This is a genomic window from Streptomyces sp. NPDC005866 (assembly GCF_040629895.1).
Lineage (GTDB): Bacteria > Actinomycetota > Actinomycetes > Streptomycetales > Streptomycetaceae > Streptomyces.
In genome coordinates this window covers 58,752-83,311 of record NZ_JBEXWP010000023.1, presented here as the reverse complement: position 1 = coordinate 83,311, position 24,560 = coordinate 58,752, and the positions used below count along the sequence as shown (strand labels likewise).

The window sequence follows — 24,560 nt, the reverse complement described above, 5'->3', positions numbered from 1 at the left end:
GGTCATGACCCCAGGATCTCCGTGAGGTCGTAGCGCACCGGTTCCTCCAACTGGGCGTAGGTGCAGCTCTCCGGTGTGCGGTCCGGGCGCCAGCGGCGGAAGCGGGCGGTGTGGCGGAAGCGGGCGCCGTTCTCCATGTGGTCGTACGCCACCTCGGCCACCCGCTCCGGCCGCAGCGGCACCCAGGACAGGTCCTTCTTGCCCGACCAGCGGCTCGGTGCGCCGGGCAGCCTGGCCGACTCGTGGGCGGCCTCCTCCGCCCAGGCCGCCCACGGATGCCCGGAGACGTCGTCCATGCGCAGCGGCTCCAGTTCCTCGATCAGCTCGGCCCGCCGCTTCATCGGGAACGCGGCCGACACGCCCACGTGCTGCAGGGCGCCCCGGTCGTCGTACAGACCCAGCAGCAGTGAGCCGACCACCGGGCCGCTCTTGTGGAAGCGGTAGCCCGCCACCACGACATCGGCGGTCCGCTCGTGCTTGACCTTGAACATGGCACGCTCGTCCTGGCGATAGCGCAGGGTGAGCGGCTTGGCGATGACCCCGTCCAGGCCGGCGCCCTCGTACTGCTCGAACCACTGCCGGGCCACGTCCACATCGGTCGTCGCCGGCGCCAGGTGCACCGGCGGGGTGACCCCGGCCAGCGCACTGGTGAGCAGGGCGCGTCGGTCGGTCAGCGGAACCTCCAGCAGGGACTCGTCGGCCAGCGCCAGCAGATCGAAGGCCACGAAGGAGGCTGGCGTCCGCTCCGCCAGGGTGCGCACCCGGGAGTCCGCCGGATGGATCCGCTCGGTCAGCGCGTCGAAGTCCAGCCGGCCCTCCCGCGCGATCACGATCTCCCCGTCCAGCACGCACCGCTCGGGCAACCGCTCCTTCAACGCCGCCACCAGCTCGGGAAAGTACCTGGTCAACGGCTTCCCGGTGCGGCTGCCGAGCTCCACCTCGGCGCCGTCCCGGAACACGATCGCGCGAAAGCCGTCCCACTTCGCCTCGTACTGCATGTCCGGCGGGATCGTCGCCACCGACTTGGCGAGCATCGGCTTCACGGGTGGCATCACCGGCAGATCCATGCCATGACTCTACGAGCGCGCCCCCGGGTCCGCTCGTCGCGCGGCACGTCCGGATCCGCACGTGTCGATCACGAACCGGACCGTGGCCAAGGGCAGCCGTCCCGAGCGGATCGTCCACGACGTCCGGCGACGGCCCGCCGTCACCTGGTCCGTGCCCCGGGCGTAGCCGATGTGCGCGGGGCGGGCGGTACGCCTACCGTGGCCGCATGGGTGATGCGGTGGAGCTGGACGTGGCCGGCCGGGCCGTACGGCTGTCCAGTCCTGACAAGGTGTTCTTCCCGGAGCGCGGTTTCACCAAGCTGGACGTCGCCCGCTACTACGCGGCCGTGGCCCCGGGCATCCTGCGCGCCCTGCGCGACCGCCCCACCACACTCCAGCGCTACCCGGACGGCATCGAGGGCGAGTGGTTCTACCAGAAGCGCGCGCCCAAGGGCATGCCGGGCTGGATCCCCACCGCCCACATCACCTTCCCCAGCGGCCGTAGCGCCGACGAGATGTGCCCCACGGAGGAGGCCGCAGTGGTGTGGGCCGCCCAGTACGGCACCCTCACCTTCCACCCCTGGCCGGTGCGCCGCACCGACGTGGACAGTCCCGACGAACTCCGCATCGACCTCGATCCGCAGCCCGGCACCGGCTTCGACGACGCCGTCCGCGCCGCCCACGAACTGCGCGCCGTGCTGGACGAGTTCGGCGGGCTGCGCGGCTGGCCCAAGACCTCCGGCGGCCGTGGGCTGCATGTCTTCGTGCCCATCGAACCCCGCTGGACCTTCACCCAGGTCCGGCGCGCCGCGATCGCCGTGGGCCGCGAACTGGAACGCCGGATGCCGGAGCAGGTGACGACCAAGTGGTGGAAGGAGGAGCGCGGCGAGCGCATCTTCGTCGACTACAACCAGACCGCCCGGGACCGCACCATCGCCTCCGCCTACTCCCTGCGGCCCCTCCCGAACGCACCGGTCTCCGCGCCCCTGCGCTGGGAGGAGGTCGACCACGTGCAGCCGGGCGACTTCGACCTCGCCACGATGCCGGCCCGGTTCGCCGAAGTCGGCGATGTGCACGCCGACATGGACGGCCACGCCTACTCCCTCGACGCGCTCCTGGAACTCGCCCGCCGCGACGAGCATGAGCACGGCCTCGGCGACCTGCCGTATCCGCCGGAGTACCCGAAGATGCCGGGCGAGCCCAAGCGCGTCCAGCCGAGCCGGGCACGGCCCGAACAGCCCTCCTGACGACGGGCCTTGGAGCGCTCACCGGTCCGCCGGCAGGCTGCCACACCTGCAGAGCGCTCCCGCCGGCCCTTACGCCCGGGGCTATGCTGATCGCCAGCCGCCGATGGGAGGGCCAGGTGTCCGAGGCAGTGTCGCGCCCCACACTGGAGGCCGTGGCCGCGCGAGCCGGGGTGTCCCGGGCCACCGTGTCACGGGTGGTCAACGGCGGGGACGGGGTGCGCGAACCCCTCGCCGAACGGGTCCGGAAAGCGGTCGAGGAACTCGGTTACGTCCCCAACCAGGCGGCCCGGAGCCTGGTGACCAAACGGCACGACGCTGTCGCCGTCGTCATCGCCGAACCCGAGACCCGGATCTTCACCGACCCCTTCTTCGCCCTCCAACTGCGCGGCATCAGCAAGGAGCTGACCGCCCACGACAACCAACTCGTGCTGCTGCTCACCGAGGGGCGGGACGACCACGCGCGTGTGGCCCGCTATCTCACCGGCGGCCATGTCGACGGCGCGCTCGTCTTCTCGCTGCATCTCGACGACCCGCTGCCCGGCCTGATCGAGGGCGCCGGAGTCCCCACCGTGTTCGGCGGACGGCCCGGCTGGAACGACGGCACGAACAGTGCCGTGTACGTCGACTGCGACAACCGGGGCGGTGCCCAGGAGGCCGTACGCCATCTCGCCGGCCTCGGCCGGACCCGGATCGGCCATATCACCGGCCCCCTGGACCAGACGTCGGCGGCCGACCGCCTCCAGGGCTACCGGGATGTCATGGACGTCATGGGGGAGGCCGATCCACGGCTGGTGGTGCCGAGCGACTTCACCCCGGACGGTGGCGAGCGCGCCATGGGCGAACTCCTCGACCGCTGCCCGGACGTCGACGCCGTGTTCGCGGCCAACGACCTCACCGCGCTCGGCGCCCTGCGCGTCCTGCGCGAGCGCGGCCGCCGGGTGCCCGAGGACGTGGCCGTGATCGGCTTCGACGATGTGCTGCCCGTCACCGAACAGACCGAGTCGTCGCTGACGACGGTCCGTCAGGACATAGAGGAGATGGGCCGGTTGATGGCCCGGCTCCTGTTCAGTTCCCTGACCCGGGGCAAGCCGGCGACGGGCGCGCCGTCCAGCGTCATCCTGCCCACGACACTGGTGAGGCGCGCCACCGCCTAGGCCCTCTCCGCCTCCCTCTCCACCTCAGCCCTGCTGCTCGCCCCTGATCACCGCGAAGCGGGCGCCGTACGGGTCGGCCAGCTTGGCCATCCGGCCCACACCCTCCAGCGTGGTCGCCGGCATCCGCACCTTGCCACCGGTCTGCTGCGCCTTCTCGACCACCGCGTCCGGGTCCTCGACCTCGAAGTACGGCAGCCAGTACGGGCCGACCTGTGCCTCGGCCGGGTCCTCGGCCAGCGGGACCATCCCGCCGAACATAGAGTCGTCGTCGCCGTCCGCCGGGTTGATACAGGTGTAGGTGCCGCCGGGGTAAGGCACTCCGGAGGTCTCCAGACCGAGCACCCTGTGGTAGAAAGCGGCGGCCGCCGCGATGTCCGGGGTGTACAGCTCGACCCAGCACAGCGAACCCGGATCGCCCGCCACCTCCACGCCCTGGGTCTGCCCGGGCTGCCAGATGCCGAAGGGCACGCCCGCCTGGTCGGCGAGGATCGCCATATGGCCCTGGCCCATCACGTCCATCGGCTGGGCGAGGACGCCGCCGTGCGCCTGCTCGGCGGCCTTGGCCGTGGCCTGCGCGTCCTCGCTCCGGAAGTACACGGTCCAGGACGGCGGCCCCTGCTCGGGAGTGGTCTGCATACCGCCGGCGACGGTCCTGCCGTCCAGCTGGAAGAAGCCGTAACCGCCGGCGTCGGGCCCCGCCGACTGGAACTGCCAGCCGAAGAGGCCGTTGTAGAAGGAGACGGCGCCGTCGATCTCGGGGGTGCCGAGGTCGATCCAGTTGGGAGCGCCGTTGACGAAACGGGTGGTGAGCATCATCGCCCTCCTCGGAAGGGTCCCGTTCATTGCACAGCCGAGTCTTCCACCGCCCACTGACAAACGCTGCCGGAGCACGCCCACCGGAACCCGCTTATCGTGGGTCACTTGACGCACTCGCCGGGTTTTGATTCCGTTGCGCGCGCCGCCGTGCGCAGGCGTGCTGCCGGAGCGCATCATCAAGGCTGCCGTGGTCCCTCGCTCCTGCGTTGAGCGGGCGTTGATCGAACGTTTTTCGCCGCCCGGCACGATCCTGGCCATGCACTTCGACACCACCACCCCGCCCCGCACGCCCGTCCCGGTCTGGCAGGCGCAGGCGCTGTGCGCGCAGACCGGGGCGGACTTCTTCTTCCCCGAGCCCGGCAGCTCGGTGCGGGAGGCGAAGCGCATCTGCGGTATGTGCGAGATGCGTTCGGCCTGCCTGGAGTACGCGCTGGACAACGACGAACGCTTCGGCGTCTGGGGCGGCCTGTCCGAGAAGGAGCGGCTGGAACTCCGGCGCACCTCCCGCTGAGCCCACGGCCGTCCCGGACTCGCCGCCTTCTCAGGGCGGATACGCCGGTTCGAATCCGGCGGGGACCACGGTACGGCGGACACGGGGCGGGAGCGGATGAGCGAGGCGATCACCGAGGCGGAACTGGTGGCTTTCCACGAGGCCGTGGGGAAGCTGCGTGCGCTGCCCGTCGACGACCCGGTGTGGCTGCGCGCCGAGCGGGTCGCCGCCTCCTTCGCCCACGACGGACGACTGCGCCGCCGCAGGACACGCGGCACCGGGGCGGGGCCGTAGCGCAGAGGCAGGCGCACCGGTCTCAGGAGTCAGAGCACGCCGGTTCCAATCCGGCCGCCCCGCCCGCTGGAAGGGCCTCTAGACGGACGCCAGCAGGGCGTCCAGCCAGTCGAAGACCCGCTGTTCGAAGAGCGCGCGGCCCATCGGCTCGCAGTGCAGATGCGCGCCCTCCGCCGCCGTGAAGCGGATCAACTGCCTGGTGCCCGGCAGCGCGTCGTAGAGCCGCTGCGAGGCGCCCGGCCAGAAGTGCTCACCCTCCGGGTCGGTGATCAGGAGCGGGGTGCTGATCCGGTCGGCGACCGGCGTGATGTCGTACGCGGAGATCTCGCTGAGCAGGTCGAACGGCGAGTCGATGCCGTACGGCTTGGCCCGCCAGCGCCATATCGCGGCCAGCGCCGGGTCCTCGCCGAGCGCCTGGGCGATGATGCCGTCGAAGGCCGCCCGGTCGGCGGACTCCCACAGCGCGCGCAGGTCCGGCCCCAGGTTGTGCCACCAGCTGTCCACGACTCTGACGACGCCCGGGTCGGCGACGGCGGCGGCGATCCGGTGCTCGAACGCCAGCGCTCGCGGGACCCAGTAGCCGGCCTGGCTGACCCCGGCCAGCACGAGCCGGCGTTCGTCGACGTCGGAGCGGGAGAGGAGGAAGTCCACGACCGGGGTGATGACATGCTCCCAGTCGGGCCGGAAACTGACCCCGCGTTCGAACAGCATCGACTGCTGGCCGGGACCGTCGAAGAGCAGCACCCGGTAGCCGCGGGCCACGGCAGGCGCGCCGAGCAGGGTCCAGACGCTGCTGAGGGGGCCGTCGCTGCCGTTGTTGGCGATCAGCGTGGGCCGTGGGCCGCCGGCGCCGGGCGGGCCGATCAGGTAGCCGGGGAGGGAGTCGCCCTCGTAGGGGATCGACACCCGCTCCGCCGGCGGGTCCCAGGCGCTCAGGAAGCGGTCGAAGCAGTCCCGGTGCCGGGGGAAGACCTCGCGCAGCCGCGCCTCGGCATCCGCGCAGGCGTCCACGGCCACCAGCGCGGTGCCGAAGTACCCGGCGGCCCGCAGGTACGCCTCGCGGGCGGAGACCGTACAGCCCTCGGCCGCGCTCCGGCCGGCCTGCTCGCGGACCCGGTCCGCCAGCCCGGACCAGGCCCGGAACCAGGTCTCGCCGTCGGCGTCCGCCGCCGCGGCCACGGTGGCCAGGACCTCGCCCACGTCGGCGCCCTGCCGCCAGGCCGAGCCGAGGGCGAGCCGGATCTCGTAGTCGAACTGCTCGTTCTTGCTGAACCGGTAGGTCATGGCGGCTCCCGGCAGCGGATGCGGCCACCCCCTGGGTCGCCGGGACGGTCCCGGCGCATCCGTCGCACGTCCATCCCACGCTAGGAGCACCGCGACGGCGCCGCACACCGGAGAGCATGCGGACGGCCCGCTCGCGCGGCACGCTGATAGGAGAGCCATGTCGCGTTGGGAGGAGCTCCGATGGGACACACGGAACAGCGGCCCGCCGTCAGAACCGGGGCGGAGAAGCCCGTCGGCACCGGGAGCATCTTCTTCTCGTTCGCGCCGTGGATCATCTTCGGTGTCGTCGCGAACCCCAGCACCTGGGAGTACGCGGCGCTGGCGGCACTGGTCGCCGCGGTCGTCCTGTCCGGCAAGGACATGCTCCGGGGCCGGTTCTTCCTGCTCGACATGGCCGCCATCGTGTTCTTCGCCGTGCTCTGCGTCCTCGCCCTCGCCCTGGACCGCCATGAGCTGATCTGGCTGGAGACCTACGCCCAGGTCCTCTCCAACGCGGTCGTGGCCGTTGTGGCGCTCGGCTCCCTGCTGTCCGACCCGTTCACCGCCCAGTACGCCCGCCACTCGGTGCCGCGCGAGTTCTGGGGCTCACCCGTCTTCACACACGTCAACAGGGTGCTGACCATGGCCTGGGGCGTGGTCTTCGTGCTGATGGCCCTGTCCACCTGGCTGGCCATCAGGCTGCCCGGGCAGAGCGACTGGCTCAACTGGGTCGTTCCCATCGCCCTGCTGGTCTGGGCGGTGAAGTTCACCGAACGCTATCCACAGCGCTACAAGGAACGGGCGGCGGCCTAGCGGAGACGGCCCCCGCGGTCACGACCGGTGCCCCGGTCGTGACGTGGCAGGTCCCGATCAGCCGGGCCGGCACCGCCCAGTGAGGAGGCGCCGGGCGACGGTGGGGTTCACGCGCCGGCGCGGGCCGCCATCCGCGCCTTGCGTGCGGCCAGCTTCTCGTCGAACTTGAGGGCCTCCGCGTCCAGCCCGCCCATGAACAGCCCGAGTTCCTCCTGCGCCTGCAGGCCCTCCGGGCCGAGGCCGTCGATCTCCAGGACCTTCAGGAAGCGCAGCACCGGCTGGAGCACGTCGTCGTGGTGGATACGCAGGTTGTAGACCTCACCGATGGCCATCTGGGCGGCGGCCCGCTCGAAGTTGGGGATGCCGTGGCCGGGCATGCGGAAGTTGACGACGACGTCCCGCACCGCCTGCATGGTCAGGTCCGGGGCGAGTTCGAAGGCCGCCTTGAGCAGGTTGCGGTAGAAGACCATGTGCAGGTTCTCGTCGGTCGCGATGCGGGCCAGCATGCGGTCGCAGACCGGGTCGCCGGACTGGTGGCCGGTGTTGCGGTGCGAGATGCGGGTCGCGAGCTCCTGGAAGGCGACATAGGCGACCGAGTGCAGCATCGAGTGGCTGTTGTCGGACTCGAAGCCCTCGCTCATGTGCGCCATCCGGAACTGCTCCAGCTTGTCCGGGTCGACCGCGCGCGAGGTGAGCAGATAGTCGCGCATCACGATGCCGTGCCGGCCCTCCTCGGCGGTCCAGCGGTGCACCCAGGTGCCCCAGGCGCCGTCCCGGCCGAACAGCGAGGCGATCTCGTGGTGGTAGCTGGGCAGGTTGTCCTCGGTGAGCAGGTTCACCACCAGGGCGATCCGGCCGATCTCGGTGACCTGCGACTGCTCCTTGCCCCAGGCCTCGCCGTCCTCGAAGAAGCCGGGGAAGTTACGGGCGTCCGACCACGGCACGTACTCGTGCGGCATCCAGTCCTTGGCGACCTTCAGATGGCGGTTCAGTTCCTGCTCGACCACTTCCTCCAGGGCGTACAGCAGCCGCGCGTCGGTCCATGCGGAGGAGCTGCCGAGGTGGGGAGAAGTGATCGTCACGAGAACTCCAGGGGGACGCCGAACACGAACGAATGAACGGGGGGAGACCGGCGAGCGGTGCCGGAACCTACCTGATCGTAGGCTACGAACCCGTAGGTTACGTAACCGTAGGTTAAGCGCGTCGTAAAGACTGCTGATCAGATGCTGTCCCCAGGGCGAATCGGGACATGCTAAACGGCCCCGGGAGCCGCAGGTCCCGCGGGTGCGAGCGGCGAATCGAGCACCCGGTCAGACGTACAGCTCCCGCAGCCGCACCGAGAGGCACGTCACGCATCCCTCAAGCTTCTCGAACTCGGAGATGTCCACCGTGACCACGTCGTGGCCGAGGTCGGCCAGCAGTTCCGCCGTCTTCGGGGCGCTCGCCGACATCAGCAGTTTGCCGCCGCCCAGCAGCACCACATGGGCGCCCGCGTCCTCGGGCACCGCCAGGAAGCCCGGGAACAGCGAGGGCCGGTCCACGTTCGGGATGTGCCCCAGAATCGTTCCGTCGGGCAGCGCGGTCACCGCCGACTTCAGATGGAGCACCTTGCTCACCGGTACGGCGACCACACGCGCGCCGAGCGGTTCGAACGCGGCCCGAAGTTGCTGCACCCCGGCCGCGTTGGTGCGTGAGCCGCGGCCGACGTAGACGTTGTCTCCGACCTTTAGGACGTCACCGCCGTCCAGGGTGCCCGGCTCCCAGATCCAGTTCACCGAGCAGCCGAGGCGGGCCACCGCCTCCTCGACACCGGCGGTCTCCTCCTGCCGGGACTCGGCGCCGGGCCGGGCGATCAGCGCCACGTTCCGGTACATGACGACCGTGTCCTCGACGAAGACCGAGTCCGGGCAGTCGTCCTCCGGATCGACCTCGATGGTCTCCCAGCCGTGCGCGCGCAGCGTCTCGGCGTACGCCTCCCACTGCTTCTGGGCGAGCTCTACGTCGACCTTCTCCCGCTCGAGGTGCGTCACCAGACCTTCGGCGAGGCGCGGGCTGGGGCGGCGGATGAGGGCCTTCTTGCTGGGCACGACGGGACTCCGGGGTCGGCGGTTCGGTCCGGCGCCCATTGTGGGGGCGCCGGACCGCCATCATGCAGGGCGGGTCCGTGTGGTCAAAACCCTTGTTGTCAGGCTGTGCCCGTCCTGAGACGCGCCACCTCGTCCGGTGTGGTGCCCGTCAGCTCACCGTCGGCCATCAGCAGCCAGCGTGTGACCCCGATCGACTCCAGGAACGGCAGATCGTGACTTGCCACGATCAGCGCGCCCTGGTACGACTCCAGGGCCGTGGTGAGCTGCCGCACGCTGGCCATGTCGAGGTTGTTCGTCGGCTCGTCCAGCATCAGCAACTGCGGGGCCGGCTCGGCCAGCAGCAGTGCGGCCAGCGCCGCGCGGAAGCGTTCGCCGCCGGAGAGCGTGGCCGCCTGCTGGTCGGCGCGGGCGCCCCGGAACAGGAAGCGGGCCAGCCGGGCCCGGATCCGGTTGTTGGTGGCGCCCGGCGCGAACCGGGCCACGTTCTCGGCGACGGTCCGCTCCCCGTCGAGGACGTCGAGCCGCTGCGGCAGGAAACGGAGCGGCACGTGCGCGTGCGCCTCGCCCGCGACCGGTTCCAGCTCCCCGGCGATGGTCCGTAGCAGCGTCGTCTTGCCCGCGCCGTTGCGGCCGATCAGCGCGATCCGCTCCGGACCGCGCAGATCGAGAACGCCCCGCACGCGCGCGCCGTGGGCCAGCTCCAGATTCCGCAGCGTCAGCACGTCCCGGCCCGGCGGTACGGCCGTGTACGGCAGCTCGACGCGGATCTCGTCGTCGTCCCGCACCGCCTCCACCGCCTCGTCGAGCCGTTCCCTGGCCTCGGCGAGCCGCTCCTCGTGCAGGATGCGGTGCTTGCCGGCGGACTCCTGTGCCGCCCGCTTGCGCGCCCCCATGACGATCTTCGGCTCGCGTTTCTGCTCGTACATCTTCTGCCCGTACCGCTTGCGGCGGGCCAGCTTGAGCTGGGCGTCGGACAGTTCGCGCTTCTGCTTGCGGACATCGGCCTCGGCGACCCGCACCGTACGCTCGGCCGCCTCCTGTTCGACGGCGAGAGCCTCCTCGTACGCGGAGAAGTTGCCGCCGTACCAGGTGATCTCCCCGGAGCGCAGGTCGGCGATCTGGTCGGAAAGATCGAGGAGTTCACGGTCGTGACTGACCACGATCAACAGGCCCGGCCAGGAGGCGACGGCCGCGTACAGCCGCTTGCGCGCGTACAGGTCGAGGTTGTTGGTGGGCTCGTCGAGCAGCAGCACGTCCGGCCGGTCCAGGAGCAGCGCGGCCAGCCGCAGCAGCACCGACTCGCCGCCGGAGACCTCGCCGACGGTCCGGTCGAGTCCGATGTGGCCGAGTCCGAGCTCGCCGAGGGTGACCAGGGCGCGCTCCTCCACGTCCCAGTCGTCGCCGACCGTCTCGAAGTGCGCCTCGGACACGTCGCCCGCCTCGATGGCGTGCAGCGCGGCCCGCCGGGCGGCGATGCCGAGCGCCTCGTCGACGCGCAGCGCGGTCTCGAGGGTGACGTTCTGCGGGAGGTATCCGACCTCGCCGGTCACCTTCACGGAGCCGTCCGACGGGGTGAGCTCACCGGCGATGAGCTTCAAAAGCGTTGATTTCCCTGATCCGTTGACGCCGACGAGACCGGTCCGGCCGGGGCCTACGGCGACCTCGAGGCCGTCGAGGACGGGGGAGCCGTCGGGCCAGGAGAAGGACAGGGACGTGCAGGTGACGGAAGCAGACATGGGCGCCTCGCGGTTGCTAGCTGTGTCGGGGGCAGACGCGTGTCGAGACACCGCGGGACAGCGGCCGAGGGGCCGGGAAGGAGATCCCGTGCCGGAGGACGGCTCGCACGCCGAGGCCGAACGCCACAGACACACCTCACGGGTGTGACGCGGTGTCTCGGGGCCTCAGACGAGCAACGTCCCTCTCCAATCGACGGCAACAGAACCGTCGTACAACGTAGGAGGAGCCCAACGGGCTGTCAACGCGATTAAGCACCAGCCCCCATGTCACATGCATGGCGGATTCCTGCCAGCCTCCGCTCCGTCCGGCGTGGTTGGGTGGTCCGCATGACGAACCGGAGCACCCTTCGAGAGAGCGCCTTGGCCTTCCACGCCCTGCATGTGCCGGGGCGTCCGCTCGTCCTCCCGAACGCCTGGGACGCGGTGAGTGCCCGGCTCGCCGAGGACGCGGGCGCCGCCGCGGTGGCGACCACCAGCGCCGGGCTCGCCTGGGCCCTGGGCGCCGCCGACGGCGACCGGCTGGACCGGGACCGAGCGATGGAGGCCGTCGCGCGCATCGCCGCCACGGTGCGGGTTCCGGTCAGCGCCGATATCGAGAGCGGCTACGCCGAGGACCCGGAGGGTGTCGCCGACACCGTCCGCGCGGTGCTCGCGGCGGGCGCGGTGGGCGTCAATATCGAGGACGCGCTGTACGGCGAGGCGGGGAGCGGGCCGCTGCGGTCGGTGGCGGGGCAGGCCGAGCGTATCGCCGCCGCCCGTGAGGCTGCGGACAAGGAGGGCGTGCCGCTGTTCGTCAACGCCCGGATCGACACCTTCCTGCGCGGTGCCGGGGGAGTGAACGCCACCCTGGAGCGCGCCGCCGCCTTCCGGGCCGCGGGCGCCGACGGGATCTTCGTCCCCGGGGTCGTCGACCCGCAGACGGTCAGGGCGCTCGTCGAAGGTGTCGACGGGCCGCTCAATGTGCTGGTGGGCCCGGGCGCGCCGCCCGTCGCCCAACTGGCCGCGCTCGGCGTGGCCCGGGTGAGCGCCGGTTCCGGCCTGGCCGAGGCCGCGCACTCGGCCGTCCGCCGCGCCGCGCGGGAGCTGCTGGACGCGGGAACGTACGGGGCGCTGGCGGGCGGGCTCGGCTACGGCGAGCTCAACGCCCTGCTGGCGCGGGAGGGCTAGAAAGGGCCCGCCGGATCAGGTCGGCCGCGAGAAGCACCGCTCGCCGGCCGGGCCGAGCGGTGCGCCCCCTCTGAGGGAGCGCGTGCCAGGGCCTGCGGCGCCGGCGTGGTCCGCCGGACACCCCCTGGCTCAGCAGGCGTCCCGCATCAGCTCGGCCAGGTCGTGGTCCAGGTGCAGCCGGAGGTGTTCGAGACCGGTGGGCACCAAGTCACCGGTCGCCTCCAGGAACCGGCGTATCTCGCCCGTGCGCACATGGACGACGGCGGTGCCCTCGGGGGCGTGGAACTCCAGCACGGTCCGGTCGTAGCCGTACGGCCGGACCCGGACGTCCCCCTTGCCCTCGGGGGCGTGCAGGCCGGCCGCGAGCAAGTCGCGGGAGAACGTCCAGCAGACCTCGACGCCGTCCAGGGTGGCCGGGGCGGGGAAGGTCATGCGGACGGCGAAGGGGTCCTCGCTGTCGTAGCGCAGGCTGGCGGGAATGCTCGGCATGCGCGGCGACGCGGCGACCAGGCGAGCCTCTACGGGCTGCTCGATGACGGTGGACAACGCCTTGCTCCCTAGTGACGACTGGACGAATTTCCGGGCGTGTGAGACCTGGCACTGGAAGAGACGACGGAAGCGGCCGATCCGTGCACACGAAGTGCGAGTGACCTCTGTCACCGGGCTCATTCACACCTGGGCCTTACCGGGCCCATGGGGCGGCCGGGCCCTCTGGACGGCACCGGGACAGTCGACTAGCTTCCGGCGCCATGAGGCGCTTGGGGAGCACGCGGCGGGCAGGACGATCGGGACGAACGAGCCGAGCGGTGGCGGTGGGGGTGGCGTGCGGGGCGGTGCTGGCCGCGCTGACCACAGGCTCCGCGCGAGCGGCGACACCGGCACCGCACTGGGTGCTCAAGGACACCGGCACACCGGACGTACGGTTCCGTGGCCTGGCCGCCGTCGACCGCGACACCGCCTGGCTGGCTGGAACGGCCGGCACCGTGCTGCGCACCGCCGACGGCGGGACGAGCTGGCGGAACGTCTCTCCGCCGGGTGCGGGCGGCCTCCAGTTCCGGGACGTCGAGGCGTTCGACGCGCGCAGCGCGGTGGTGCTGGCCATCGGCGAGGGCGAGGCGTCCCGCGTCTACCGCACCGACGACGGCGGGGCGACCTGGACCGAGTCGTTCCGCAACACCGACGCCGGCGCCTTCTACGACTGCCTGGCCTTCTTCGACCGCCGCCACGGCCTCGCCGTGAGCGACCCGGTGGGCGGGAAGTTCCGCATCCTGGCCACCGGCGACGGCGGCCGCTCCTGGCGGGTGCTGCCGAACACCGGGATGCCGGCGGCCCTGGACGGCGAGGCGGGCTTCGCGGCGAGTGGCCAGTGCCTGGTCACCTCCGGGCCGAAGGACGCCTGGCTGGCCACCGGCGGCTCCGCGCACGCGCGCGTGCTGCACTCCACCGACCGCGGACTGACCTGGACCGCCGCCGACACGCCCGTCCCGGCGGGCGATCCGGCCAAGGGCGTCTTCGCCCTCGCCTTCCGCGACCCCGCCCACGGCCTCGCGGTCGGCGGTGACTACCGTCCCGGCCTGCCCTCGCCGCAGGCGTCCGCGGTCACCCGCGACGGCGGCCGCACCTGGCAGTCCGCGACGACACCGCCGTCGGCCTACCGCTCCGGCGTCGCGTGGCTGCCGTACAGCCGCACCGCCGCGCTCGCTGTCGGCCCCACCGGCACCGACCTGACCACCGACGGCGGCCGCACCTGGCGGACCGTCGACGCCGGCTCCTACGACACCGTCGACTGCACCCGGGACATGAACTGCTGGGCGGCCGGTGAGCAGGGGCGGGTGGCACGTCTGGAGGGCTGACGCGCGGGTACCCGGTGGCGGCACACCCACGAAGGGAGAGGTCATGCCACGCGGATCCAGCCCCAAGCGGGAACGCCAGTACGAGCACATCAAGGAGAGCGCGCTCGACCGGGGCGAGAACGAGGAGCGCGCCAAGGAGATCGCCGCGCGGACCGTCAACAAGGAACGCGCCCGCTCCGGCGAGTCCAAGACCGCCAGCCGTACGTCCACCCAGGACATGTCGTCCAGCAGGCGCGGCGGCAAGCGGTCGCACAGCGGCTCCGGTGGGCCGACCTATGACCAGCTCTACGAGGAGGCCAAGCAGCGCGGCATCGAGGGCCGTTCGGACATGAACAAGGCACAGCTGCAACGCGCCCTGAACGCCAAGAAGAGCTGACCCACACCGCACACGCCCGAGCCGGGCGTCCAGCGGCCTCTGTCCCGACCCGTCCTCGCGCGCGAGCGGGTCGGGCTGTTCGTGGGGTCCCGGCCCCTCGGCGCACGCGAGCGGCTCGCGCCGTTCGCCGGGCTTCGCTCCGAGCCGTTGGCGCACGCACGCGTGGCGCGCCGTACCGAGAGGGCGGTATGTGACGTTATGTCGCATCTGTCATCACCGGGACGTGTGGGATCGCCGCATCTCCGCTGTCCGGGAGGCCCGGGGCTGCTGGCGACCGCCAGTCGGGACCACCTCCCCACGACCTGCACCAGCTGCAGCCGACCTGCGACGCGACGGCCATGTGCGCGAACGATTTCAGGCCCGGGTCCACCTCGTCCCACGCGCCCACCTTGGCACCGAACTCCAGGTTGTCCTGGGTCACCCGGGGGCTGTGCCACAGCACCTCGACATTCTCGGGCACGACGCCCAGCTGCTTGATCATGTTCTCCTTGAGCTCGGCGGGAAGCTCGGCCTTCGGCAGGCGCAGCGTCATGATGTCTCTCCTCGCACGCGTCCCTGTGGACTGTTCGGCATGAAGACACCGTCCGGCCTGCGCATGTGACAACCACCGCCGCCCCGGGCCTGCGCCCGCGGCCCGTCCCTGTGGACTGCTGCTATTTCTCGTGAAATCCATGGGCCCAAGAACGTCGACTGCTGACCAAACCGGCGGACAAACGCTGCTGCTTGAAGCGGACGAAGCCAGTCGGGAACATGCTCGCCGGCTTCCAGGAATGGCTCGTCGTCCGCCGCGGCACAGGACACGACCTGACCTGGGCCTGACGTCCGCCCGAATGCCGCGCCCATGACCTGGACACTTCCCGAGCCGATGCTCGCTGCGGCCGTGAACAGCCCCGACCTGCCGCAGGGGTGGGCGGCTGAGCCCAGATGGGACGGCTTCCGGGCGCAGATCTCCGTCGAAGCAGGGCGAGTGGTGCTGCGCTCGGGCAACGGCACCGATCTCGCAGGGATGTTTCCCGAGATCGTGGCGGCAACGGCGCAGCTGCCGGACGCGACGGCGCTGGATGGCGTTATATGACCCGTAGCTGTGTCTCAGCCGGTCGATGTCTCATGGATCGGCAGGACCACGGTTGACCAACTCGTGCTCCACATTCCGTTGCCCGGTCTTCTCGCGTGCGACTTTCACGCGGAAGCGCGCGCGTTCGCAGATTCTCGGACGGGCTACGGGCGGAACCCGCGCGCCGAGCGGCCCCCCAGTGGGCGTTCGGCGCGCGGGTTCGGTGGTGATGGCAGTGGTTCTCGCCAGGCGCGAACGCATGCTTGCGCTCTGGTGGGAAGCGTCGAAGTCAGGAGGCGAGCGCTTGCCAGGTGTTCGGGCCGACGACGCCGTCGGCGGTGAGGCCCTTGCTGGTCTGGAAGGCGACCACCGCGCTCCGCGTGGCCGGACCGAAGTCGCCGTCCAGGGTGACGGGGTGGCCATGCGCGGCCAGTTCGTCCTGGACGGCTTTCACGGCCGGTCCGCTGTCGCCCTCCTGCACGGTGATGATGAGGGTCTGCCAGGTTCTGGGGCCGACGATGCCGTCGGCGGTGAGGCCCTTGCTGGTCTGGAAGGCGACCACCGCGCTCCGCGTCGCCGGACCGAAGTCGCCGTCCACCGTCAGGACGAAGCCGTGGGCGTTGAGCAGGTACTGGATGGTTGTGGTGCTGTGTCCGGTCATGCCCTCTGAGACGACGGGCCAGCCGCTGCCAGGGGGCGGCGGGGGCGGAGTGTAGGTGCCGTGGGCGAAGGTCTTGAGGTCTGCGGTGGTGCCGTTGAAGACATCCTGGTCGCCGGGAAAGGTGCCGCTGTCGGCGTACTGCCAGATCGTGTAGGTGCTCCAGCCGCCCGGCAGCGGAGTGGGCGAACCGCCGTAGTCGGCGATCCACAGCGGGTCGTGCTGGCCGGGCGTGGCCGAATTGCCGGTGCACGTCGACCACCAGTCCCGGGTGGAGTAGACGATCGGGTAGCGGCCGGTCCTGCTGTGGTACTCGGTGCTGAACGCGGAGATCCAGGAGACCATCGCACTCTGGCTGAGGCCGTAGCAGGTGGCTCCGTAGGGGTTGTACTCGATGTCGAGCGCGCCGGGGAGGGTCTTGCCGTCGTCGGACCAGCCGCCGCCGTGGGCGACAAAGTAGTCGGCCTGGGCGCTGCCGCCGGAGGTGTTGGGCAGGGCGAAGTGGTAGGCGCCGCGGATCAGGCCCGCCGCTGCGGAACCGTTGTACTGCTGGGAGAACTGGCTACTGGTGTAGTCCACGCCCTCGGTCGCCTTGACGTAGGCGAAGGACGCGCCGTTCGACGCCACCGAGGGCCAGTTGATGTTCTCCTGGAACGCGCTGACGTCCAGGCCTTTCAGCGTTGCCGTGACGTTGGGGGCCGGTGCGGTGGTGGAGTCGTGAGAAGTCCCGGCCGGCATCCGGGCCGTGAGCCCGGAGCCCATGTGGTCGGCGTCCTCGTGCCAGGGGTGGGCCGAATATGCCGGGATCGCTGCCACACGGGCTTCGGCGTGCGCTGGACCGGCCGATGCGGCCAGCACCGTGACGCCGAGCGCGACAGCGGCGGCCAGGTTCCTCTTCATCGGTGGTTCTCCGTTCTCGAAGGTCGTTGCAGGCTGGACCGGCGCCGCGGGGCACGTGGTGCGTGGGGTCGCGGCGCCGGCCGGCAGGCGAGCGGTGGTGCCGGTGCGGCTAGGGCCGGACCAGCCCGTAGAAGACGGAGCTCGACAGGGGGTAGCTCTTGTCGTAGACGCCGATCTGGCTGGAGTTGCTCGGGTTGGAGGTGTTGCCGGAAATCACGTAGACGGTCGATCCGCTGACGTGGTCGACGATCCCGATGTGGTAGCGGTTGGTGGCGGTACCGAAGATGATCATGTCGCCGGGGAGCGCCGAGTGCAGTTGGCCGGTGCCGTACCAGCGGTTGTGGCTGACCGCCCAGTCGTAGACGTTCGGCACGTAGGTCATGAACGGGATGTTCTCCCCGGCGTCCCGCCACACCCAGGTGGCGAAGGCCGCGCACCAGTCTGCGCAGATGCTGTAGGGCTTGCCGGGGACGCAGTTGCCGGAGTCGGCGCGGACGCCGAGCTGGCTCTTGGCCACGTTCACGATCTTGTCGCGCTGGGAGCTGCCGGTGTGGCAGCTCGCGACGAGTCGCGCGATGCCCATCGACTTCATGGTGTCCGGGCCGGCGATGCCGTCGGCGGTGAGCTGGTGTGCGCTCTGGTAGTTCTTGACGGCGGTGGTGGTGCCGCTGCCGTAGTCGCCGTCCTGGTCGGCCCCTGCCTTGCTCTGGACCTCCTTGACGACGGTCTCCAGCTCTCCGAGCGTCTGGGTGCCGAGGATCCCGTCGACGCTCAGGCACCGGTCGGACTGGAAGGACTCGGCTGCTGCCTCGGTCTGCGGTCCGCTGACGCCGTCGACGGTCCCGGCGTTGTACGCCAGCCCGTTCAGGTCCGCCTGCCCCAGCCTGATATCGGCCGAATCCGCCGACGCCGCGGTGGGCCCGGCCAGCACCGCGCCGGAGACGAGTACCGCCGTGAGGGCTCCGAGCACGGCCCTTCTCGTCCGCAGTAGTGCGGAATGCTTCACATCGCTCATAGTCGTGCGTCCTTCTTCCCCGTGTGACCGTCACTGCCGCGTCTGCGGTGGTGGCTCGTTTGTAAGGGACGAGACGTTGTCCGCTGTCGGCCGCTGGACGCCGGACAACAGGCCTCGCACAATGAGCACTCCGCGAGGACGGACAGGAGGCGACGGTGCCCCGCAGCGAGCGGCCGTTGGACGACGAGGACACCGATCTGATCAGGTTCGCCGCGGACTTGAGGCAGCTGAGAGACAAGGCAGGAGCCCCGCCCTACCGCAAGCTCGCGGGCGCCGCGCACTACTCCTCGACCACCCTCGCCGACGCGGCGGCCGGCCGAAAGCTGCCGAGCCTGCCGGTCACCCTCGCCTACGTCCGCGCATGCGGCGGCGACGCAGCGGAATGGGAACGGCGCTGGCACCTCCTTTCGGCCGAGTTGTCTCGGCCCGACGGTGCTCCGGACGCCGCATCCGATGCCGATGACGACTGTCCGTATGCGGGGCTCAGGTCCTTCGAAGCGGGAGATGCGGCAAGGTTCTTCGGACGCGAACGGCTCACCGAGGAACTGGAGGCCCGCGTCCGCGGCAACAGGTTCGTGGCAGTGTTCGGCGCCTCGGGTTGCGGGAAGTCGTCCCTTCTGCGGGCCGGCCTGATCCCGCGGGTGTCCGGTGGCCCGGCGCCGTGGACCGCGGTCGCGCTGACTCCGGGCCCGCATCCCTTCGAGGCGTGCGCGGTGCGGCTCGCCGCTCTCACCCGCTCCTCGGCCGTCACTCTGCATGACGATCTTCGAACCGGCCCGCGGGCCTTGCACCTGACCGTGCTCCAACTGCTGGCCGAGCAGCCGCCGGATGCGGAACTCCTCCTCATGGTGGATCAGTTCGAGGAGATCTTCACGCTCTGCGCCGACGCGGAGGAACGGGCTGCTTTCATTGCGGCACTGCTCACCGCGGCGCGTGCTGCCAACAGCCGGACACGCGTCGTCCTCGGCGCGCGGGCGGACTTCTACGCCGCCTGCTCGCAGCACCCCGACCTCGTGGGCGCGATCCAGGATTCGCAGCTGCTCGTCGGCCCGATGACCACGGATGAGCTGCGCCGGGCCATCACGCAGCCCGCTGTCCAGGCCGAGTCCACCGTCGAGGGGCCCCTGCTCGCCCGGGTGGTGGCCGAGGCCACCGGGCAGGCCGGCGTCCTGCCCCTGGTCTCCCACGCGATGCGCGAGACCTGGCGCCGAAGGCGCGGCAACACCCTGACCGTGAGCGGATACGAGTCGGCCGGTGGCATCACCCACGCCCTGGCCAACACCGCCGAGACCGTCTACGACAGCTTCACCGGGCCGCAGCAACGCCTCGCCCAGGGCATTTTCCTGCGTCTGGTGTCCCTCAACGACGGCGCCGAAGACTCCAGGCGCCGCCTGTCCAGGGACGAACTCGACCCCGGCGCGGAAGCCGTCGTCGACGCACTGGCCCGGGCCAGACTCGTCACCCTCGACATCGACAGCGTGGAGATCACCCACGAGGCACTGCTCCATGCATGGCCGAGACTGAGCGGCTGGATCAGCGAGGACCGGGCCGGTGTGCTCATCCAGCAACAGCTCACCGACGCCGCCACGGCGTGGGAGCGGGAACAACGCGACGCGAGCGCGCTCTATCGCGGTTCCCGGCTCTCCGTCGCTCAAGAGTGGGCCCAAGCGCGCGCGGACGACGGGCGGTTGAGTCGGCGGGCGCAGGAATTCCTGGCCGCCTCCACCCGGCACCAACGCCGGGGGGTTCGACGTCGCCGCGCGGCAGTGGCCGCGCTGTCGCTCCTGACCGTGCTCGCCGTGGTCGCCGCCGGAATCGCGCTCCAACAGCGGTCGACCGCCCGTGCCGAGCGCGACAGCGCCGTCTCGGGCGAACTGGCGGCCCAAGCCGATCAGTTGCGCGGCACCGACCAATCGCTCGCCGCCCGGCTCGACGTCGCCGGATACCGCATCCAGCCCACCAGCCGCCTCTCGACCGACCTGCTGGGCACCCAGAGCGCACCGCTGTCCACCGTACTGACCGGGCACACCGCAACCGTCTACGCCGTTGCCTTCAGTCCACGGGGCAACGTGATGGCCACCGCGGGCAAGGACGACATCATCAGGCTGTGGAACGTCACCGACCGCGCGCACCCAGCGCCACTCGGCCACCCGATCCGTGCCCACAGCGGCGGCCTCATGTGGTTGGCTTTCAGTCCGGACGGCCGCACGCTGGCCGGAGCGGGACGCGATCACACCGTGCGTCTGTGGAATCTCAGTGACCCAAAACACCCCACGGCATGGCCTGCGCTGCGCGGACACACGGGCATCGTCTTCTCGGTCTCCTTCAGTCCGGACGGCCGCACCCTGGCCAGCGCGGGCGACGACGGCACCGTGCGGCTGTGGAACGTCACCGACCCCGCCCGCCCGCGCGAACTCGGCAAGCCCTTCCGCAGCCAGAAGGGCGCCATCGCCTCGGCCACCTACAGCCCCGACGGCCGCACCCTGGCGAGCGCCGGCCACGACCACACCATCCAACTGTGGAACGTCACCGACCCCGCGAAACCGTCGCCCTGGGGTCCGCTGCTGCACGGCCACACGGACACCGTCTACGCGGTCGCCTTCAGCAAGGACGGCCGCATCATGGCAAGCGTCGGGAACGACTTCACCCTGCGCCTGTGGAACGTGTCCGACCCGGCGAAGACCGTCGCTCTGGGCACGGTCCCTGGCGCCGCGACCAACACGATCTACGCGGTTGCCTTCAGCCCTGACGGGAAGGTCGTGGCCACCGCGGGCGCCGACCAGACGGTCCGCCTGTGGAACGTCACCGACCCCTCGGCTCCCCTTGCGCTGTGCCCGCCCCTCACCGGTCATACCGGATACGTGTGGTGGCTCGCCTTCAGCCCAGACGGCCATTCCCTGGCCAGCGTGAGCGCCGACAACACCGCACGGCTGTGGGACCTGCCCCGGACCGCGCTGCCCACCCCCAGCTACGAGAACACCATCGCCTTCAGCCCCAACGGCCGCGTCATGGCGGCAGGCGCCACCGACGGCGCGATCCGGCTGTGGAACACCGCCGACCCCAGCCGGCCCGCCCCCATCGGCACCCCGCTCCTGGGCAATGCCAAAGCCGTGAACATGGTCGCCTTCAACCGCGACGGCCACCTCCTGGCCAGCGCCGGCCGCGACGGCACGCTACGGCTGTGGAACATCACCGACCCGGCACACCCCCGCGAGCTGAGCAAGCGGACCCCCGACCCGGCCCAAGCCGCCGTCACCCGGGCTGTCTTCAGCCCGGACGGCCGCACTTTGGCCAGTGCCGGCTACGACAACATGGTGCGGCTGTGGGACGTCACCGACCCCGCCCGCCTTCGCGAGATCGGCACCCAGCTCACCGCGCACAGCAACACCGTACGAGCGCTGGCCTTCAGCCCGGACGGCCGCACCCTGGCAAGCGCAGGAGCCGACGACACCACCATCCTGTGGAACGTCTCCGACCCCACACACCCAAGTCAGTGGTGCCCGCCGCTGGCCGCTCAGACCAGCGGCGTGGGATCAGTGGCCTTCAGCCCCGACGGCCGCACCTTTGCCACGGCCAACGACGACCACACCGTGCGCCTGTGGAACGTCAGCGACCCCCGCCACCCCGCCGCCCTCGCCGCACCGCTGACCGGACACCTCAGCTTCGTGCTGTCCGTAGCGTTCAGCCACGACGGCCGGACCCTCGTCAGCAGCGGAGACGACGGCACGCTACGGCTGTGGGACGTCGCCGACCCGACCGCCCCCACCGCCTGGGGCGGTCCTATCAGCGGCCACACCGGACCCATAGACCAGGCGGTACTCAGTCCCGATGGCCACACGCTGGCCAGCGCCGGCGACGACCACACCGTCCAGCTCCAGTCCGTGGACACTGCCGAGGCCATCCACCGGATCTGCACCACCACGACCGGCACCCTGACCCGCCAGGCGTGGAGCCACTACGTCTCCGCACTGCCCTACAGGCAGGTCTGCGGCTGATACCGACCCGCCCGGGCCCGGAGGCGGAAAGCCGTCACACGACGGGCGAACTCACGGTTATCCGGAGCTTGTTGTCCGGGGCCCGGTGGTCGACAACGGACAACGTTCCCAGCGATACAACCGGTCCATAAGCCCGCCGGGGACGGTGTACGGCCGAACTGCCCGGCGGGAGATCTCCCGAACGTGAGGAAGAACGATCATGGCACTCAAAAAGCTGGCCGTCACCGCGGTCTTCGGGGTCGCAGCTCTGGGCGGTGTACTCGTGGCGCCGACCGCCGACGCCGCCACCGGAAACTCCAACACATCGGCCGCCGCGGCACCTGCCGCCGCAACGACCTGCTACGGCAGCGCCAAGAGCTTCAGCACGGACGGTGCCCTCCAGTGGCCCGCGGGGTCGGCGTGGGCCCACACCACGTCCAACTGCGGCGACATCAACGTCAAGCCCAAGAGCGGCATGTGGGTCCAGACGTGCTTCTACTCAACGAACTCCTGCAACAAGGCCACCTGGATCACCGGCGGGACCTGGGGCACGGCCGCCACCGACGTCCGCGACGGCACGACCTTCTACCTGCAGTTCGACCGCACCACCAGCGGGCTCGTCGCCTACTGACGTCAACCACGCGGTCACCCCTGGGTCCAGCGCAATACGCCGGAGCCCGGTCAATGCCGGGCCAGACTGCGCCTCGACTCGCGTGGATCGGTAGGCCCGGAACAGCACCGGCCCGGCACGCGACCACCGCGTGCCGGGCCGTCCGCGTCCACCAGGCCGTCAGCCGACCGCCAGGAGGAGCTCAGCCGCACCGTGTCGACGGAGTAGACCCGGCCCTCGCGGTGGAAGACGAGGGCGAGCTTCGCCGCCGAGTCTGCTCGTGCTGACGCCGTTCGAGTGGCTATGGCGACGCCACCGATGGCTCCTCGCTCCCTCCAAGTGCAGCCGCTCCGTTCACCGGGGCGGCCGACCGCGCTACGCACCTCGCGCGGGGTGCGGCCAACACCATCAACAACACCCGCCTGAAACCCAAGCGACTCGCCGAACGCAGGATCCTGGCCGAGACCGAGCAGGGCTTGATCACCTAGCCGCGGCCGTAAGCCGCCCGTCGCCGCTGCGACCTGCCCGCTCACCCCGGACGAACCGGCGAATCAGACACAAAGTCTCATACCCTCCTCTGAGTACGAGTACGGATGCGGTCTTCCTGGCCCCGGCGGCAGGCTGGCCCGCATGACGACACACCGTGCCCGCAAGCCCGTGGCCGGCCCCGCCCAGCCCGTCGAGCGCGCCGTGAACGCGGCGCTCGTCCTTGCCGTGGTGGCGGGGTTCGCCTGGACAGCCGGGATGCTCTGCACGCTGGTGCAGTGGCAGTCGTAGAAACCTAGAAGCTCGCCGCCACCCGGAACCCGATCCCGGCCGCCCGCAGCCGCTCGGTCAGCGCGTCGCCCATCGCCTGCGCGGTGGTGACCTGGCCGGCCGTCGCCGGGAGGTCGTCGAGGGCGAGGGACAGCGCGGCCTCGGCGAACATCTTCGCCGTCTCGCCGTAGCCGGGATCGCCGCCCGAGACCTCCGTGAAGACCCGCCGTCCGCCGCCCTGGCCGACGAACCGGACCGTGAACCAGCTGCGGGCGCGCTTCTCCGCGCTCGGCCCGTCCCCTGGCCTCAGCCGGTCCGACAGCCAGCGCCGGGCGGGCGGCAGCTGGGCCGCCGCGGCGACCGCGCCGACCGCCGCGATCCCGCCGAGCGCCACCGGCAGATGCCTGACGGCCGCATAGTGCCGATAGCGGAAGTCCGGCCCGTAGCGGTCCAGGGCCTTCGCCGAACGGCGCACGATCTGGGCGTCGATGGTGGGCAGCGGCAGCGCCCAGGCACCGATCTCCTTGGCGAACCGCGGCGCTCCGGCGGGCGCGGTCACCCGGCGGCTCATCAGCCGGGGTTCGTGCCGGGCGCGGTCCCGGGCGGCGGCGACCATCTGCCGGGGGCGCGCGAACTGGTCAAGCACGGAGGCGAAGGTGCCGCCGGAGAAGGTCGCGTCGGCGGTCACGAAGCCGTCCACGGTCAGCGGCACGCCCTCGGGCAGCTGACGGACCGTGAAGTAGGCGCCCAGGTCGTGTGGGACCGAGTCGAAGCCGCACGCGTGCACCAGGCGGGCCCCTGTCTCCCGCGCGCGTGCGTCGTGCCGCACATATGTCAGGTCCACGAACTCGGGCTCCCCGCACAGGTCCAGATAGTCGGCCCCGGTGTCCGCGCAGGCCGCGACCAGGGCCTCGCCGTAACGGCCGTACGGACCGACCGTCGAGGCCACCACGCGCGCGTGCTCGGCGAGGGCGCGGACGTCGGCGGGGTTCGCGACGTCGGCGCGCAGCAGCCCGGCCTCCGTGCCGCCCGGCAGCCGCTCGCTCAGCGCCTCGAGCTTGCGGTCGTCCCGGGCCGCGATCGCCCAGCGCAGGCCCTCGGGCGCGTGGCCGGCGAGGTACTCGGCGGTGAGCGCGCCGACGAAGCCGGTGGCCCCGAAGAGCACGATGTCGTAGGGACGGTCCGTCGCCTTCAGCCTGCTCATGACACCTCTCGGTCGTGCAACCCGCGCCGTTGTCGGTGGCTGAGGCT

General features: G+C 71.2%; 22 protein-coding genes, 1 tRNA gene and 1 pseudogene. 13 read left to right on the top strand and 11 right to left on the bottom strand.

The annotated features are described in order from the left end of the window. Positions 1-2 precede the first annotated feature (2 nt). Positions 3-1,067 carry an ATP-dependent DNA ligase gene (locus ABZ396_RS29550; RefSeq protein ID WP_358917578.1) on the bottom strand — a complete coding sequence of 355 codons (1,065 nt, stop codon included), beginning with the start codon at positions 1,065-1,067 and terminating at the stop codon, positions 3-5. A gap of 206 nt (positions 1,068-1,273) precedes the next feature. Between ABZ396_RS29550 and ligD the strand changes: the two genes are divergently transcribed. Both ligD and ABZ396_RS29540 read left to right on the top strand, forming a co-directional pair. Further along, complete coding sequence (gene ligD, locus ABZ396_RS29545) at positions 1,274-2,293, top strand: non-homologous end-joining DNA ligase (RefSeq protein ID WP_358917576.1); 1,020 nt, start codon at positions 1,274-1,276, stop codon at positions 2,291-2,293. Positions 2,294-2,409: 116 nt separating this feature from the next. Then, the gene (locus tag ABZ396_RS29540; protein ID WP_358917674.1) at positions 2,410-3,447 is read left to right on the top strand and encodes a LacI family DNA-binding transcriptional regulator; all 1,038 of its coding nucleotides are present in this window, start codon (positions 2,410-2,412) and stop codon (positions 3,445-3,447) included. 24 nt (positions 3,448-3,471) lie between these two features. On the opposite strand, the gene ABZ396_RS29535 is transcribed toward ABZ396_RS29540, so the two are convergent. Further along, positions 3,472-4,260 carry a VOC family protein gene (locus ABZ396_RS29535; protein ID WP_358917574.1) on the bottom strand — a complete coding sequence of 263 codons (789 nt, stop codon included), beginning with the start codon at positions 4,258-4,260 and terminating at the stop codon, positions 3,472-3,474. Positions 4,261-4,519: 259 nt separating this feature from the next. Here ABZ396_RS29535 and ABZ396_RS29530 point away from each other — a divergent pair, with 259 nt between their 5' ends. The 3 genes from ABZ396_RS29530 to ABZ396_RS29520 all read left to right on the top strand — a co-directional run bounded on the left by ABZ396_RS29530 (position 4,520) and on the right by ABZ396_RS29520 (position 5,047). Further along, the gene (locus ABZ396_RS29530) at positions 4,520-4,774 is read left to right on the top strand and encodes a WhiB family transcriptional regulator (RefSeq protein WP_358917572.1); all 255 of its coding nucleotides are present in this window, start codon (positions 4,520-4,522) and stop codon (positions 4,772-4,774) included. Beyond that, positions 4,772-4,842 (top strand) — tRNA-Glu (locus ABZ396_RS29525). Before ABZ396_RS29530 ends, ABZ396_RS29525 begins: the two co-directional genes overlap by 3 nt. A 28-nt stretch (positions 4,843-4,870) precedes the next feature. After that, complete coding sequence (locus ABZ396_RS29520; RefSeq protein ID WP_358917570.1) at positions 4,871-5,047, top strand: hypothetical protein; 177 nt, start codon at positions 4,871-4,873, stop codon at positions 5,045-5,047. A 78-nt stretch (positions 5,048-5,125) separates the two neighbouring features. Here the strand turns inward: ABZ396_RS29520 and ABZ396_RS29515 are convergent, their stop codons facing one another. After that, complete coding sequence (locus tag ABZ396_RS29515; protein WP_358917569.1) at positions 5,126-6,331, bottom strand: dipeptidyl aminopeptidase; 1,206 nt, start codon at positions 6,329-6,331, stop codon at positions 5,126-5,128. Positions 6,332-6,511: 180 nt separating this feature from the next. Between ABZ396_RS29515 and ABZ396_RS29510 the strand changes: the two genes are divergently transcribed. After that, complete coding sequence (locus ABZ396_RS29510; protein WP_358917567.1) at positions 6,512-7,123, top strand: hypothetical protein; 612 nt, start codon at positions 6,512-6,514, stop codon at positions 7,121-7,123. A gap of 107 nt (positions 7,124-7,230) precedes the next feature. On the opposite strand, the gene ABZ396_RS29505 is transcribed toward ABZ396_RS29510, so the two are convergent. The 3 genes from ABZ396_RS29505 to ABZ396_RS29495 all read right to left on the bottom strand — a co-directional run bounded on the left by ABZ396_RS29505 (position 7,231) and on the right by ABZ396_RS29495 (position 10,946). Next, entirely contained in the window at positions 7,231-8,205 is a 975-nt protein-coding gene (locus ABZ396_RS29505; protein WP_358917565.1) for an acyl-ACP desaturase, read from the bottom strand. A 228-nt stretch (positions 8,206-8,433) separates the two neighbouring features. Next, a complete protein-coding gene (gene ddaH, locus ABZ396_RS29500) occupies positions 8,434-9,210 on the bottom strand; it encodes a dimethylargininase (protein WP_358917564.1) in 777 nt (258 codons plus the stop codon). Between the two features lie 98 nt (positions 9,211-9,308). Beyond that, on the bottom strand, positions 9,309-10,946 hold the full coding sequence (locus ABZ396_RS29495; RefSeq protein WP_358917562.1) for an ABC-F family ATP-binding cassette domain-containing protein: 1,638 nt from the start codon (positions 10,944-10,946) through the stop codon (positions 9,309-9,311). Between the two features lie 327 nt (positions 10,947-11,273). Between ABZ396_RS29495 and ABZ396_RS29490 the strand changes: the two genes are divergently transcribed. Continuing rightward, entirely contained in the window at positions 11,274-12,113 is an 840-nt protein-coding gene (locus tag ABZ396_RS29490) for an isocitrate lyase/phosphoenolpyruvate mutase family protein (protein WP_358917561.1), read from the top strand. 129 nt (positions 12,114-12,242) lie between these two features. Here ABZ396_RS29490 and ABZ396_RS29485 read toward each other — a convergent pair whose 3' ends face one another. Next, the gene (locus ABZ396_RS29485) at positions 12,243-12,659 is read right to left on the bottom strand and encodes an SsgA family sporulation/cell division regulator (protein ID WP_358917560.1); all 417 of its coding nucleotides are present in this window, start codon (positions 12,657-12,659) and stop codon (positions 12,243-12,245) included. Positions 12,660-12,919: 260 nt separating this feature from the next. Here ABZ396_RS29485 and ABZ396_RS29480 point away from each other — a divergent pair, with 260 nt between their 5' ends. Next, positions 12,920-13,966 carry an oxidoreductase gene (locus ABZ396_RS29480; RefSeq protein ID WP_358917558.1) on the top strand — a complete coding sequence of 349 codons (1,047 nt, stop codon included), beginning with the start codon at positions 12,920-12,922 and terminating at the stop codon, positions 13,964-13,966. A gap of 43 nt (positions 13,967-14,009) precedes the next feature. Further along, positions 14,010-14,342 carry a plasmid stabilization protein gene (locus tag ABZ396_RS29475; RefSeq protein WP_358917556.1) on the top strand — a complete coding sequence of 111 codons (333 nt, stop codon included), beginning with the start codon at positions 14,010-14,012 and terminating at the stop codon, positions 14,340-14,342. A gap of 304 nt (positions 14,343-14,646) precedes the next feature. Here the strand turns inward: ABZ396_RS29475 and ABZ396_RS29470 are convergent. Next, a pseudogene (locus ABZ396_RS29470) lies at positions 14,647-14,874 on the bottom strand (carboxymuconolactone decarboxylase family protein); the annotation flags it as partial. 309 nt (positions 14,875-15,183) lie between these two features. Here ABZ396_RS29470 and ABZ396_RS29465 point away from each other — a divergent pair. Continuing rightward, complete coding sequence (locus ABZ396_RS29465) at positions 15,184-15,417, top strand: hypothetical protein (protein WP_358917554.1); 234 nt, start codon at positions 15,184-15,186, stop codon at positions 15,415-15,417. Positions 15,418-15,685: 268 nt separating this feature from the next. Here the strand turns inward: ABZ396_RS29465 and ABZ396_RS29460 are convergent, their stop codons facing one another. Both ABZ396_RS29460 and ABZ396_RS29455 read right to left on the bottom strand, forming a co-directional pair. Next, complete coding sequence (locus ABZ396_RS29460; protein ID WP_358917553.1) at positions 15,686-16,954, bottom strand: GH25 family lysozyme; 1,269 nt, start codon at positions 16,952-16,954, stop codon at positions 15,686-15,688. A gap of 109 nt (positions 16,955-17,063) precedes the next feature. Continuing rightward, positions 17,064-17,969: a peptidoglycan-binding protein gene (locus ABZ396_RS29455; protein ID WP_358917551.1), complete on the bottom strand. Its 906-nt coding sequence runs from the start codon at positions 17,967-17,969 to the stop codon at positions 17,064-17,066. A gap of 155 nt (positions 17,970-18,124) precedes the next feature. Here ABZ396_RS29455 and ABZ396_RS29450 point away from each other — a divergent pair, with 155 nt between their 5' ends. The 3 genes from ABZ396_RS29450 to ABZ396_RS29440 all read left to right on the top strand — a co-directional run bounded on the left by ABZ396_RS29450 (position 18,125) and on the right by ABZ396_RS29440 (position 23,330). After that, positions 18,125-21,964, top strand: a complete 3,840-nt coding sequence (locus tag ABZ396_RS29450; protein ID WP_358917549.1) for a hypothetical protein — start codon at positions 18,125-18,127, stop codon at positions 21,962-21,964. A 199-nt stretch (positions 21,965-22,163) separates the two neighbouring features. Beyond that, the gene (locus ABZ396_RS29445) at positions 22,164-22,574 is read left to right on the top strand and encodes a hypothetical protein (protein ID WP_358917547.1); all 411 of its coding nucleotides are present in this window, start codon (positions 22,164-22,166) and stop codon (positions 22,572-22,574) included. Positions 22,575-23,183: 609 nt separating this feature from the next. After that, positions 23,184-23,330: a hypothetical protein gene (locus ABZ396_RS29440; protein ID WP_358917546.1), complete on the top strand. Its 147-nt coding sequence runs from the start codon at positions 23,184-23,186 to the stop codon at positions 23,328-23,330. 4 nt (positions 23,331-23,334) lie between these two features. Here the strand turns inward: ABZ396_RS29440 and ABZ396_RS29435 are convergent, their stop codons facing one another. Next, a complete protein-coding gene (locus tag ABZ396_RS29435) occupies positions 23,335-24,513 on the bottom strand; it encodes a saccharopine dehydrogenase NADP-binding domain-containing protein (RefSeq protein ID WP_358917544.1) in 1,179 nt (392 codons plus the stop codon). Positions 24,514-24,560: the final 47 nt, after the last annotated feature.

Bases quoted from the DNA above. Each gene is read 5' to 3' on its own strand.
- ABZ396_RS29535 (WP_358917574.1), bottom strand. From the start codon at position 4,260: ATGCTCACCACCCGTTTCGTCAACGGCGCTCCCAACTGGATCGACCTC.
- ABZ396_RS29520 (WP_358917570.1), top strand. From the start codon at position 4,871: ATGAGCGAGGCGATCACCGAGGCGGAACTGGTGGCTTTCCACGAGGCC.
- ABZ396_RS29495 (WP_358917562.1), bottom strand. From the start codon at position 10,946: ATGTCTGCTTCCGTCACCTGCACGTCCCTGTCCTTCTCCTGGCCCGAC.
- ABZ396_RS29515 (WP_358917569.1), bottom strand. From the start codon at position 6,331: ATGACCTACCGGTTCAGCAAGAACGAGCAGTTCGACTACGAGATCCGG.
- ABZ396_RS29460 (WP_358917553.1), bottom strand. From the start codon at position 16,954: ATGAAGAGGAACCTGGCCGCCGCTGTCGCGCTCGGCGTCACGGTGCTG.
- ABZ396_RS29530 (WP_358917572.1), top strand. From the start codon at position 4,520: ATGCACTTCGACACCACCACCCCGCCCCGCACGCCCGTCCCGGTCTGG.
- ABZ396_RS29510 (WP_358917567.1), top strand. From the start codon at position 6,512: ATGGGACACACGGAACAGCGGCCCGCCGTCAGAACCGGGGCGGAGAAG.
- ligD (WP_358917576.1), top strand. From the start codon at position 1,274: ATGGGTGATGCGGTGGAGCTGGACGTGGCCGGCCGGGCCGTACGGCTG.
- ABZ396_RS29435 (WP_358917544.1), bottom strand. From the start codon at position 24,513: ATGAGCAGGCTGAAGGCGACGGACCGTCCCTACGACATCGTGCTCTTC.
- ABZ396_RS29490 (WP_358917561.1), top strand. From the start codon at position 11,274: ATGACGAACCGGAGCACCCTTCGAGAGAGCGCCTTGGCCTTCCACGCC.
- ABZ396_RS29465 (WP_358917554.1), top strand. From the start codon at position 15,184: ATGACCTGGACACTTCCCGAGCCGATGCTCGCTGCGGCCGTGAACAGC.
- ABZ396_RS29445 (WP_358917547.1), top strand. From the start codon at position 22,164: ATGGCACTCAAAAAGCTGGCCGTCACCGCGGTCTTCGGGGTCGCAGCT.
- ABZ396_RS29440 (WP_358917546.1), top strand. From the start codon at position 23,184: ATGACGACACACCGTGCCCGCAAGCCCGTGGCCGGCCCCGCCCAGCCC.
- ABZ396_RS29455 (WP_358917551.1), bottom strand. From the start codon at position 17,969: ATGAGCGATGTGAAGCATTCCGCACTACTGCGGACGAGAAGGGCCGTG.
- ABZ396_RS29475 (WP_358917556.1), top strand. From the start codon at position 14,010: ATGCCACGCGGATCCAGCCCCAAGCGGGAACGCCAGTACGAGCACATC.
- ABZ396_RS29550 (WP_358917578.1), bottom strand. From the start codon at position 1,067: ATGGATCTGCCGGTGATGCCACCCGTGAAGCCGATGCTCGCCAAGTCG.